This window comes from Rhodohalobacter sp. 614A (assembly GCF_021462415.1).
Lineage (GTDB): Bacteria > Bacteroidota > Rhodothermia > Balneolales > Balneolaceae > Rhodohalobacter.
Map to the genome: position 1 here is coordinate 1,321,295 of NZ_JAKEDS010000001.1, position 11,947 is coordinate 1,333,241.

An 11,947-nucleotide genomic window follows, 5' to 3' on the forward strand; every position below is an offset into this window, starting at 1 on the left:
GTTGTTTAATCATAGTTCTTTTTCCAGTTGTGCTATTTGATCCCGAATCCTTGCCGCTTCTTCAAATTCCATATTTTTTGCTGCCTGTAACATGGAATCGCGTAAATATTCGAGAAATTTTTCCTTGCTTTCAAATGTAACTTCTTTCATTGCCGGGCTGGCTTTGTACTGAATACCTTCCTCGGCTACTTTTACAACTTCAAGGTAATCTTTTTGATCCTCTTTTTTAGGATCGAGTGTAAAATCCTGAGTGGAAATTAGTGACGGATCCACCAGAGGCTTGAGTTCTTTCTTCACAGTTTGCGGGGTGATTCCGTGCTTCTCATTATACTCCCGTTGAAGCTCACGGCGGCGATTGGTTTCCTCAACGACCTTTTGGATGCTGTTTGTCATCTTATCGGCATAAAGGATTGCCTTTCCGTCTACGTTCCTTGCGGCACGCCCTACAATTTGGAAAAGGGATGTTTCCGATCTCAAAAATCCTTCTTTATCTGCATCCATAATAGCAACGAGGCTCAGTTCGGGAATATCAATTCCTTCACGCAGAAGATTAATTCCTACGAGCACATTAAAATCTCCGCGTCGAAATTTATAAAGAACTTCAACTCTTTGCATGGCATCCAGTTCACTGTGCATGTATGCCGCGCTGATGCCGAGATTTTTGAGATACTCGCTTAGCTCTTCACTCAGACGTTTGGTAAGAGTGATACAGAGAACCCGCTCATTTTTCTCTGCACGAATCCGGATTTCTTCAAGCAGGTCATCCACTTGGTTGCCGAGGGGACGAATTTCAATTTCGGGCTCCATTAACCCGGTCGGACGGATAATTTGTTCAACATACACTCCGCCGGATTTTTGAAGTTCATAGTCACTGGGCGTAGCGCTGACAAAAATGGCCTGGTTAATCATCGTCTCCCATTCTTCGAATGTAAGAGGCCGGTTATCCAGGGCTGATGGCAATCGAAATCCGTGTTCGACCAACTCTACTTTTCGGGAACGGTCTCCACCGTACATAGCCCCGATTTGTGGAACGGTTTGGTGGCTTTCATCCACAACGAGCAAATAATCATCCGGGAAATAATCCATCAAACAATAAGGACGTTCACCCGGTTTTCGGGCACTCAGATATCGCGAATAGTTTTCGATGCCGGAACAGTAACCGATTTCCTGCATCATTTCTATATCAAAAAGCGTTCGCTGTTCAAGCCGTTTGGCTTCAAGAAACCGGTGCTCATCCTGAAGCACTTCCACACGCCAGTGCATCTCTTCGCGAATCTGTTCGATTGCCTGTTCCAACCGGTTTTTTGAGGTCACATAATGCGAGGCAGGATAGATTCGAAATTCATCCACCTCTTCCATTACGTTCCCTGAATCCACATCAAAAATTTCCAGTTTTTCGATCTCATCACCCCAGAAAGAAACCCGCAGACCCTCTTCAGAATAAGCCGGGTAAACATCAACCACATCGCCGCGAACACGAAATGTTCCGCGTTTGAAATCAATGTCATTCCGGTTGTAATGGAGATCCACCAAATCGTACAGCAAAGTATTCCGTGGAATTTCCATTTCCGTACTGAGATTGATAATCAGTTTTTCGTATTCGGATGGAGATCCGATGCCGTAAATGCAACTTACGGACGAAACGATAATCACATCTCGCCGGCCGGAAAGGAGAGAACTTGTTGCCCGCAATCGAAGCCGCTGAATTTCTTCGTTGATGGAGAGGTCTTTTTCAATGTATTTGTCCTGCGTGGCAATGTACGCTTCGGGCTGATAATAGTCGTAATAGGAGATGAAAAACTCAACGCGGTTTTCCGGGAAAAAATCACTCAGCTCGCGATATAACTGGGCAGCCAGCGTTTTGTTGTGGCTCATTACCAGTGTGGGTTTCTGCACATTTTCAATCACACCGGCAACCGAACGGGTTTTTCCCGATCCGGTGATTCCAAGCAGCGTTTGAAATTTATCGCCGTGATGAACTCCTTCCGTTAATTCTTTAATGGCTTGTGGCTGATCCCCAGCCGGTTCCCACGGGGAGTGTAATTTAAAGTCTGACATGTGCGGAGCAGATACCTCTCATTAAATCCATAAGAACGGAATATAACAGAATATCGTGCGGGAATCATTTTTTGCCGAAAGGAAATTTATTGGTGCGGTATGATAACGTAGGGGCGTATTGCGATATGCCCCTACATTAAAAATTGTTGGGATGATTTTGATCTTCTTGCCACGATGCAGGATTGTTCTGAATATAATCCCGGATTCGTTCCAGGGATTTTCCATTTCGAATGATGTGTTCGTAGTAGTTTCGTTGCCAGATCTTTTGGCCCGGTGTTTCACGAATCTGGTTAATCTGTTTGGTTACAGTGGATTTATATCCGCGAACAATAGCCCCCACGGTTTTAGACGGTGATTTGAATTCGCGATTGGTTTTGGGTTGTTTTGTATCGCGATACGCCCTTACCGTTGGGCGACGGAATTCATGGACGTCTGCTTTAATTCCAAATATGGCGTGCATGTGATTGGGCATGATCACAAAAATGTCCAATTCAACATTGTCCCGAATGTTTTCGGTTTGCAACCATTCATGGTGGGCAATTTTTCCGAAATCATTTAAAACCATTTTCCCATCCAAAACCTCACCAAATAAACATTCACGATTTTGTGTACAGATGGTGATGAAATATTCACCGGGGGAGGAATAATCGTAATCCCGCAATCGAATAGATCTGCGATTGTGTGGGTTGCGGGATGTCATGATGAATGATTGGTATAATGTTTCCCGTAAGGGCGTATTGTTATACGCCCCACAAGATCTTAACATATAGGGATGTATGGCTATACATCCCTACGGTTTGGTGGCAATATCGTAATTACGCCGCCAATATCTTCGAAACTTCTTCGGCTGCTTCTTTCAGAAGAACGGCAGAAATCACATTCAGATCGCTGTTGTCAATGATCTCTTTGGCTTCTTCGGCATTCGTTCCCTGGAGACGAACAATGATCGGCACATTCTGAACCTTCTCGGCAATTTCCGGATCTTTTACGGCTTCAATCACACCGTTGGCAACACGGTCACATCTCACAATTCCTCCAAAAATATTAATCAGAATGGCTTTTACATTTTTGTCTTCGAGGATGATCCGGAATCCATTTTTAACCGTTTCTACATTGGCTCCCCCACCGACATCAAGAAAATTAGCAGGTTCACCACCGGAAAGTTTGATGATGTCCATCGTAGCCATGGCAAGTCCGGCACCGTTTACCATACAGCCCACATTTCCATCCAGCTTGACATAGTTTAAGCCATATTTTGAAGCTTCCACTTCCACAGGATTTTCTTCTGCGATGTCACGCAGTTCCTGCAAGTCTTTGTGGCGATACATGGCATTTCCATCAAAGGTGACCTTGGCATCAAGAGCCATCACATCGCCGTCAGTGGTGAGGACCAGAGGATTGATTTCAACCATATCAGCATCCTGATCAACATAAAATTTGTAGAGAGAAGTAATGAACTTCACGGCTTTTTTGAATGCATCGCCTTCAAACCCAAGGGCAAATGCAAGGTGGCGAGCCTGATTCGGCGCGAGGTCCATTCCGGCTTCAACCCACTCTTTTACAATTTTTTCGGGAGTTTCTTCAGCTACCTGTTCAATTTCTACGCCGCCTTCGGTGGATACCATGATCACATTTTTGCTTTGTGCGCGATCCAGTAAAATTCCCAGGTAAAACTCTTTCTCAATATCCACGCCGTCAGTAACGTAAATGGTTTTTACTTCCTGTCCTTCCTCTCCGGTTTGAATGGTAACCAGTGTATCTCCCAAAAGGGATTCGGCTGCTTCGCGGACTTCTTCAATCGAGCGGCAGAGAATTACACCCTTGGCATTGTTTTTCTTGGTTCGTCCTTTACCCCGGCCGCCGGCATGGATTTGTGCTTTAACCACAAACAGGCTGGTGCCGTTGTCTTTCATCTCTTCAGCGGCTTTCACGGCTTCATCAACAGATGATGTGGCTACACCATCTGGAACGGCGATGCCATGTTCTTTAAACAACTCTTTGGCTTGATACTCATGAATCTTCATAAAAGGATGCGTTTAGCTAACAATTTCAAGGGTTTAATTTTTCGGTTCGAAAATACCCAAATCGCGGCCTAAAAAAAAGCTCGGAGAAAAACCTGTAAGGAATTTTACAGTTTCGGCTCATACTATAAAGAACCAAAATCGAATTGTGAGATGAGAAACAGGATACGAAAATCGACAGAACTGGTTTATGTTGAGTTGAGAATCGCAGGTAATGTGCCGCTTTTCACAATTACATCATTCCGGAAAAAAATTCTCGACGGGATACAGTGGTGTTGCGATAAACGCGGTCTCCGGGTTTATGAATATTCCCTGTTGCCAGACAGGTTTTTAATGATCGCTAACACCGCCTGGGGATCATTGCCTGAAGTGATTGAATCCTACAAAGACTTTTCTTCTAAAGCGGTAATGCTGATGTTGAGAAATGGTCGTTCAGGCATAAACACTTCGTGGATGTTCTCGGTTTTCCAGGAATTTGGTCCACAGAATAAACATGAAGGGATGCATATCTGGGAAGAAGAAACCCAAACTCGATCCGTTTATACACAGGATCAGATTGATGAAGCGGCACTTTCTATCTTGCATCAATCTGTGAAATTGGGATTTGTTGAGAAACCGCAGCACTATTTGAATTGCAGTGCACATCCGAACAATCCGTTGCAGGAATGGATTGTTGTGGCTACAGATCCGTGGAGTTGACCCAACCTAAATCCCCTTCATCGTTCCGTGCTTTTGCGGAATAGGGTCGGGGGTTGGGTCACGGACTCGGCCGTCTTGCTACTCCAGTTTCAAACGCGGCTTCTTTCACCGCTTTAGATACTTTTCGGACAACCTGTTTGCTGAAAACGCTGGGTACAATGTACTCTTCACTTAGATCATTGTCGTCGATATGGCCGGCAATGGCGTGAGCCGCCGCCAGTTTCATTTCTTCGTTAATGTCTGATGCACGGGCATCCAGCGCTCCGCGAAAAATTCCGGGGAAAGCAAGTACGTTATTGATTTGGTTGGGATAGTCGCTTCGGCCTGTTGCAATAATACGGGCGATATTTTGAATTTTTTCAGGGCGAATTTCAGGAACCGGGTTTGCCAGGGCAAAAACAATTGGATCTTTCGCCATTTTCTCAACGGCTTCGACGGGAATAATATCCGGACCGCTGACACCGATTAAAAGATCAGCTCCGTCGGTCGCATCAAGAATGTTGCCACCCAAATTATTTGGATTGGTATTTTCCGCGATCCATTTTTTACTCTCGTTTAAATTTTTAATTCGGTCTCGGTTAATAATCCCGGAACTGTCGCAGCAAAGAATATCTTTTACACCTTCATTTAACAATATTTGTGCAATTGCCACGCCAGCCGCTCCGGCGCCGACAATCACAATCCGGATATCCTGAAGCTTTTTCCCGACAACTTTCAAAGCGTTGATGGTGGCTGCATGTGTGACGATAGCCGTGCCGTGTTGATCGTCATGAAAAACGGGAATGTCCAGTTTTTCTTTAAGGCGCTGTTCAATTTCAAAACATCTCGGCGCACTGATATCTTCCAGGTTAATTCCCCCAAATCCCGGTGAAATCAGCTCAACGGTTCGTACAATTTCATCGACATCCTGGGTGTTGAGACAGATTGGATACCCGTCCACATCAGCAAATTCCTTGAACAACATGGCCTTTCCTTCCATGACCGGCATGGCGGCTTCAGGGCCAATATTGCCCAGCCCAAGTACGGCAGATCCATCACTGACTACCGCCACAGAATTTTGTTTGATAGTAAGTGTGTGAGCTTTTTCGGGATCTTCAGCAATCGCTTCGCACACTCGTCCCACGCCAGGAGTATAAGCCATCGACAAAGCGTCCCGCGTATCCACCGGTACTTTGTTTTTGATACTGATTTTTCCTCCCAGGTGAAGCAGAAAAACCCGGTCGGAAACATTCCGTACTTTAATTCCCTCAATCTTTTTAACCGCTTTCACGATTGCTTTCGAGTGATCTTCATCACGGGCACTGACGGTGATGTCACGGATTTTATATTTACCTTCCACCCGTACAACATCAACGGCTCCGGGATCTCCTTTTTCATCGGCAATGGCATTTAAAATTTTTGCCAGCATGCCCGGCTTGTTTTCAATATGTACGCGCATGGTAAAACTGTAACTAACACTGGTCTGAATGTCACTCATAAATCAGGGGTTTTATTTTTTCTATGTGATGGATGAAAGGTACGTTCCCCCCACGGATGAAGTCAAAATTAACTGTTTTTTACACTTTCAGTTGAGGTAAAATCAATCGGGTTTAAAATTTTCCCGGAGATTTTGCAAAACGGCGGACATGTTTGTACAAAATTGCAGCCATTTGTTCCTGTCTTCACAAAGTTTTTGATTCACTTCCAACTCAATTCCCAGGTATGAGTTTTCACAAAAATTCTTACGAAGAAAAGTTGTGAATCCGTCTGAAATGCCTTTGTAGGGTTGATTCATCCGAAGCCGAAGATCAGGTAGAATTTCATTGATCTGTGATTTCCAGATTCGGCAGACATTTTTTTCATGATTTCTTTTTGAATCGTACAACAGGCCAATCTCAAAATTTCGCTCTTTTCCATCCAGAATCGGGGTAAAAGTGTGAACACTGATATGAATTACAGGTCGGTTTTTGGAAATATTTTTATTGATTGCATCCGCTACTCTCATTCTGTGCGGATGATAATATTTCTCAATGATTGCTTGCTTCTCCGTTCTGCTCAAAGATCGGGTGAATTCTGAAAAAAGTTTGGGATGGCCGATCGACCGATTCAGTTCAATAAAAAGCCGCGTGAATGAATAGGTGAAAAGTTCTGAGCCGGTTCTCTCAGATAGGATTTGAGCGAGTTCAAATGAACCGGGATCCCATCCGCGATGTGAATTCAGTATTTGTTCGGCCCCTTCAAAAAGAAATACGTATTCATTGGGGATCAGATTTCCCGCGTGCTCACAGCTGAAAATCAACTCAGGGGAGGAAGGGAGTTCCATGTCTCAGGCAATCAGAAAGGTTTTGGTACACATCCAACAAATCATCATGATCGAAACTTTCGGGAAGTGAATTCAGAATTCTTCTTGCAAGGGGACCATATTTGAAGATCAAATCAAGATGACCGACGGATTTTTGAGTGAAATGATAGTCTTCTTGTAACGATGCAAAAAGATGCATCCAAAGTTCTCCGGCAGATATTCGGCTCTCATTCAAACCGAACAGTGACAGGTATTCCGAGTTCGAAATAATTGCCTGTTCACCGTCTTTAACAATCGCCATCAGGATATCATAGAGAGACTGTTCAGACCATTTTTTTTGATCGGCGAGTGGCGCCCATTTTTCATCCACCAATGCTTTTGTGAGATTCACAATGAGTTCAAGTATCGCAAGATCTGCCGCAGGATTTTCCTGGATATCTATCACTCGAATTTCAATCGTTTCGCGAGCCCAGCGGGACATTGCTCCGCGCGAATTGAGCCATTCATCCTGTAAAATTCCGTCCGGATCAAATGGAGCAATATCGCGGTACATCCGCTCTAAAATTTCCGTTTGATATTCTTCGTGAGTAAAAACCGGTTCAGGAACAATCGATCCGGTAACCGATGGAATTCGTTTGGAGTTCGTCCGATAAGTTTCCATTCGAAAATCCAGGAATGGTTTGATCTCGCTGTCGGCAATCGGTGAGCTGGCGGCAACAGCAGGAATTAACGGCAACAAAAGCCGGACAGCAGCGTGAAGCTTTTCAAAATCCTTATCACCATGAAACGGGAGGTTAAGATGGGTGCTTTGAAGGTTTGCCCATCCATGCCCGCGGCAGTCAAAAATGCGATTGTAGGCTTCGTAAACGGGATTAAATTCATGGGGCCAAAGTTTTACTTTAAAAGGATCCATCCATGGATGAATGGCACCGGGCATAAGGCGGGCGTCAAAATCAGCAAGAATTCTTTCGATTTCGATAACTTCATTTTGAAAAATTTCTGCTGCGCCTTCCAGATTTTTTGCCGGGCCGTTGGTCTTGATTTCAATCAGGTGAAGAACCAGTTCATTGCTCCAGGCCATCGGGCCGCGTTCATGTTCAGTGATGATTTTTCCGGCGGCCTTTTCCAGAACTTTGTCTGAAATGGGAAGCACATTCAGGTCAGACTTGCCCACAATAATGTATTCCATTTCAATTCCATATCCCTCAAAAAGATGAAGCGGTCGCTTCTTTTGAATCTCCATATCAGTTTTTTTTCTTTTTCAGTTCAACCCGTCGCAGAAATTCATCCATAATAGCCTGGTAGAGTTTGTCTTTCAGTACGGCATCTTCACAGCCAGAATCGATACTGGGGTTGTCGTTCACTTCAATCACGTAAACTTTTCCATCGATTTCTTTCACATCTACTCCGTAAAGGCCGTTTCCAATGAGTTTCGCTGCTTTCAAGGCATTTTTCACCACGTCTTTCGGCATGTCTTCTATCGCCAGTGTATCGGCATTTCCGGAATAGGTTTTTCCACCTTCGGTTCTTTCATAAATTTGCCAGTGTTTTCGTGCCATGTGATATTTGCAACCGTAAAGCGGTTCTCCGTTCAGAATTCCTACCCGCCAGTCGAAAGTAGTGGGGATGAACTGCTGGGCAATCAATAAATCTGATTTCTCAAAGAGCTGGTTCGATTTCTCTTTAAATTCATTTTGATCATTCACCTTCACAACTCCCTGTGAGAACGAACTGTCCGGCTGTTTCAGAATGCAGGGAAAGCCAAGTTTTTCCGGGACTATTTCAGCCGTTTCAGGACTGATGATCAAGGTTTCCGGTGCCGGAATTTGATGCTTCGTCAGGAGTTCGGCCAGGTACACTTTGTTGGTACACATCAGGATCGATTCCGGGTCGTCAATTACGACGAGTCCTTCAGCAGCGGCTTTTCTCGCCATCCGGTACGTATGATGCATTACGCTGGTCGTTTCGCGGATAAACAAGGCATCGAATTCATTGATTCGTGAATAATCATCTTTTGTGATCAGTTCAGTATGAAAATCAAGTGACTCGGCTGCGCGAATAAATCGTTGAAGAGCTTTCTCATCCGAAGGAGGCAATTCCTCGCCCGGATTCACAAGAATGGCGAGATCGTACCGGGTATCTTTTTTTGGGGTGACGGAATATCGCTTCTTAAAAAAATCCTGTGCCATTTGGGTGATGAACGGCTTGTGCTCCTCCGGAACTTCATTGGCAGAGATTGCCTGGATATTCTTTAGAATCCATTCCTCATCTTTTTTAGAAAATTCTGCTCGAAGAAAAGGTGCCTGGAACTGGTTGAATAGTTTCTGAGCCAGCCGGTCGTACCGTTTGGCAACGTTCTTCCCGAAATAGATGCTCAGGGTAAATTTGTCAGTATGAATCGGTTTCAGGCTTTTTTGAATCAGCTGATTTAACTCATCCGACACAATTCGAATGATGGATTGTGACTTGATATCCTGAATGGCCAGCACATTCGGAAACGGTTTGTGGCCGCGCGCATTTGCCAGCAGAGACACATAATATCCCAAACTTTGATAGCGATAGCTCCGGCAAAGATTATAAACCTTCAGGCTTTTTAGATTGATAAACGCCGGATCGGTGATATAAGATTTGGCAGAAATGATATCCACGCCGGGAATATCAAGCGGCCAGTTTTTGGGATTATTTACAACAATTAGGTGATTCATGTTAAAGAAGACTTATGGAGTGATGATAATAAGATTTGCATCGTAGGTTACGATCCCGAGCAAGATTGCATTCATGACCCGATCGATATTCATTTTATAGAGCTGTCCATCTTCAAACGGGTTTATAATGATGGGGTCGGCGATGAACACATCACGGGTTTCTGAATCGTATCCATGCAGAAGCACGAAGTGGCCGGCCGGTTCGCCGCGCAGATCATCATAATCCATATTGGGCCCGAATTCCCGCGCACTTTGGTACAGATAGGTCGCGCTCAATCCAACAATAATCGGCTGTTCTTTCTTCAGATATTTAGTGATTACTGATGAACGCAGATCTTCGAATTTTAGATGTCCGCCATGCTGTAAAAAAAGAGTGTAAGCATTTACGGCGGCTTGAAGTTTCTTGTCTTTTTTGAACTCCAGTTGTTTTTGAATACGGTCAATCATGAAATCAGAAGTTTCACCAAACCACGTGGGATCAAATACTTGCAGATTGTAGGAGTAAATCGTGGCGTTGTATCCTCTTTTCAGTGCATGGACAGCTAACAGTGCGCCAAGCGTACCACCACCTTCGAGATGATGTACTTCATCAATGACTCTGTTTAGATCAATTGAGTCACTATAAAACTGGTAAACGGCATGAAGACAAGTGGGTCCGCATGTAGTTTCATCCGGCTGCTTTTTTATTGGGATTTCTAACATGATTGTTTAAAAATCTCTCTGATACTTTTAATGAATGAAGACTTGGGAGAAAAGAAAATTACGAGTAAAAAATGAGATTTCATCTACTCTCAAATATTATTTCCCGGAAGGTGTGTCAATAGATTTTGTGCGTCACTGCGAATGAAATGACGAGAATGCACCAATCACATAAGATGTATAAAAATCAAACGTATTGATTCTTTCCGGCTTCCCACCCGGATTTGAGTTTTAAAAGCGCAACAAGGAAGAGAAATGCCAGAGGAATGATCCAGTTTTGGGTCCAATCAAAAAGAGCCCCAAAAAAGACCGGCCCCACGGCGGCAATGGTATATCCAATGGATTGCGACATCCCGGAAAGTTCGTTAGCAGAATCCGAATCCCGGCTTCGAAGTAAAATAAAAAGCAAAGCCAGTCCGAAGCTTCCTCCAAGGCAAAAACCAATAATGCTTATAAAAATTACGACGCCCCAAAAGGGCAGAGGAACAATAAGGCCCAGAAGACTGATCATTTCAAAAAAAACAATCCACAAAACGGATTTCTGCTGGCTCGGTTTTTCAGAAACGAGGTAAGGCGTAACGAAAGTACCAATCACGCCAACGCCATGCATGGTTGCCAAAAGCCATCCTGCATGAATATTGTCTATTCCACGCTCAATCAATATTTCGGGCAGCCAGGCAGTGAGGGTATAAAAGGTAAGTGATTGAAGCCCTACAAAGATAGCTACATGCCATGCCAGTTTGGATGTGCCTAAATCCCGAATGGAGGTTCGGAATGATTTTTTCATAATGGCAGACATGTTTGACTTTAGCTGGGGCAGCCAGACAAGTAAAGTCAAAGCAGAGAAAAATCCCCAGCTACCAAGAGTCCAGCGCCATCCAAGCCCTTTACCCTGCGAGAGTGGTACACTTATGCCGGTTGCAACAGTGGCTGAAACTCCCAACATGGAGGAGTAAATGCCTGTCATTAATCCGGCTCTTTTGGGAAATTTCTTTTTTACAATTCCCGGTAAAAGTACATTCCCCAATGCTATACCAACTCCCAGTAATAAAGTGCCTCCAAAAAGTGCGAGGTTAGCCGGAATGGCTCTCATCAAAGTACCTGCTGTGAGAATAAAAAGAGCAAAAGCCATGGTTCCCTCCGTTCCAATTTTGCGGGTAAAAAGAGGAGTGAGTATCGAAAAGATTCCAAATGCCAGGACGGGCAAGGTAGTGAGCAGGCCAAGCAGGCTGTTTGAAAGTCCCGTGCTTTCCCGAATTTCAGCAATCAAAGGCCCAACAGCCGTAATGGATGGCCTGAGGTTCAGGGATATCAGGATGATGACAAATATGAGGAAGTATTTCTGTTTTTGCTCCGGCGACATGACTCTTTTTTTAATAAGCCCTCAAGGTACGAATATTCAGACTGTAAGTAATAAGAATCATCCTGAATTCAGATCGTTAAGATCAATTGAACCTTTAATTGTTTTACAATCCATCAATCCC

The 11,947-nt window shown here is 44.2% G+C and carries 10 protein-coding genes; 1 reads left to right on the forward strand and 9 read right to left on the reverse strand.

What is annotated here, in order from left to right:
- Nucleotides 1–9: 9 nt before the first annotated feature.
- The 3 genes from uvrB to sucC all read right to left on the reverse strand — a co-directional run bounded on the left by uvrB (nucleotide 10) and on the right by sucC (nucleotide 4,082).
- A complete protein-coding gene (uvrB, locus tag L0B18_RS05240; RefSeq protein ID WP_234569022.1) occupies nucleotides 10–2,058 on the reverse strand; it encodes an excinuclease ABC subunit UvrB in 2,049 nt (682 codons plus the stop codon).
- Between the two features lie 136 nt (nucleotides 2,059–2,194).
- The gene (locus L0B18_RS05245) at nucleotides 2,195–2,758 is read right to left on the reverse strand and encodes a transposase (protein WP_234569025.1); all 564 of its coding nucleotides are present in this window, start codon (nucleotides 2,756–2,758) and stop codon (nucleotides 2,195–2,197) included.
- Between the two features lie 115 nt (nucleotides 2,759–2,873).
- Nucleotides 2,874–4,082, reverse strand: a complete 1,209-nt coding sequence (gene sucC, locus L0B18_RS05250) for an ADP-forming succinate--CoA ligase subunit beta (RefSeq protein WP_234569028.1) — start codon at nucleotides 4,080–4,082, stop codon at nucleotides 2,874–2,876.
- A 150-nt stretch (nucleotides 4,083–4,232) separates the two neighbouring features.
- Between sucC and L0B18_RS05255 the strand changes: the two genes are divergently transcribed.
- Nucleotides 4,233–4,778 carry a hypothetical protein gene (locus L0B18_RS05255; protein WP_234569031.1) on the forward strand — a complete coding sequence of 182 codons (546 nt, stop codon included), beginning with the start codon at nucleotides 4,233–4,235 and terminating at the stop codon, nucleotides 4,776–4,778.
- Between the two features lie 58 nt (nucleotides 4,779–4,836).
- Here L0B18_RS05255 and L0B18_RS05260 read toward each other — a convergent pair whose 3' ends face one another.
- The 6 genes from L0B18_RS05260 to L0B18_RS05285 form a co-directional block, all read right to left on the reverse strand.
- The gene (locus L0B18_RS05260; RefSeq protein WP_234569059.1) at nucleotides 4,837–6,255 is read right to left on the reverse strand and encodes an NAD-dependent malic enzyme; all 1,419 of its coding nucleotides are present in this window, start codon (nucleotides 6,253–6,255) and stop codon (nucleotides 4,837–4,839) included.
- Nucleotides 6,256–6,357: 102 nt separating this feature from the next.
- Nucleotides 6,358–7,080, reverse strand: a complete 723-nt coding sequence (locus L0B18_RS05265) for an N-formylglutamate amidohydrolase (protein WP_234569074.1) — start codon at nucleotides 7,078–7,080, stop codon at nucleotides 6,358–6,360.
- Entirely contained in the window at nucleotides 7,058–8,302 is a 1,245-nt protein-coding gene (locus L0B18_RS05270) for a carboxylate-amine ligase (RefSeq protein WP_234569089.1), read from the reverse strand. Before L0B18_RS05270 ends, L0B18_RS05265 begins: the two co-directional genes overlap by 23 nt.
- Before the next feature lies 1 nt (nucleotide 8,303).
- Entirely contained in the window at nucleotides 8,304–9,764 is a 1,461-nt protein-coding gene (locus L0B18_RS05275; protein ID WP_234569105.1) for a RimK family protein, read from the reverse strand.
- Between the two features lie 12 nt (nucleotides 9,765–9,776).
- Nucleotides 9,777–10,466 carry a C39 family peptidase gene (locus tag L0B18_RS05280; RefSeq protein WP_234569109.1) on the reverse strand — a complete coding sequence of 230 codons (690 nt, stop codon included), beginning with the start codon at nucleotides 10,464–10,466 and terminating at the stop codon, nucleotides 9,777–9,779.
- 184 nt (nucleotides 10,467–10,650) lie between these two features.
- Nucleotides 10,651–11,826, reverse strand: coding sequence for a CynX/NimT family MFS transporter (locus L0B18_RS05285; RefSeq protein ID WP_234569113.1), 1,176 nt, complete (start codon nucleotides 11,824–11,826; stop codon nucleotides 10,651–10,653).
- Nucleotides 11,827–11,947: the final 121 nt, after the last annotated feature.

Excerpts from the sequence above, each read along its gene's own strand:
- uvrB (WP_234569022.1), bottom strand. The coding sequence starts at position 2,058 with ATGTCAGACTTTAAATTACACTCCCCGTGGGAACCGGCTGGGGATCAG.
- L0B18_RS05245 (WP_234569025.1), bottom strand. The coding sequence starts at position 2,758 with ATGACATCCCGCAACCCACACAATCGCAGATCTATTCGATTGCGGGAT.
- sucC (WP_234569028.1), bottom strand. The coding sequence starts at position 4,082 with ATGAAGATTCATGAGTATCAAGCCAAAGAGTTGTTTAAAGAACATGGC.
- L0B18_RS05255 (WP_234569031.1), top strand. The coding sequence starts at position 4,233 with ATGAGAAACAGGATACGAAAATCGACAGAACTGGTTTATGTTGAGTTG.
- L0B18_RS05260 (WP_234569059.1), bottom strand. The coding sequence starts at position 6,255 with ATGAGTGACATTCAGACCAGTGTTAGTTACAGTTTTACCATGCGCGTA.
- L0B18_RS05265 (WP_234569074.1), bottom strand. The coding sequence starts at position 7,080 with ATGGAACTCCCTTCCTCCCCTGAGTTGATTTTCAGCTGTGAGCACGCG.
- L0B18_RS05270 (WP_234569089.1), bottom strand. The coding sequence starts at position 8,302 with ATGGAGATTCAAAAGAAGCGACCGCTTCATCTTTTTGAGGGATATGGA.
- L0B18_RS05275 (WP_234569105.1), bottom strand. The coding sequence starts at position 9,764 with ATGAATCACCTAATTGTTGTAAATAATCCCAAAAACTGGCCGCTTGAT.
- L0B18_RS05280 (WP_234569109.1), bottom strand. The coding sequence starts at position 10,466 with ATGTTAGAAATCCCAATAAAAAAGCAGCCGGATGAAACTACATGCGGA.
- L0B18_RS05285 (WP_234569113.1), bottom strand. The coding sequence starts at position 11,826 with ATGTCGCCGGAGCAAAAACAGAAATACTTCCTCATATTTGTCATCATC.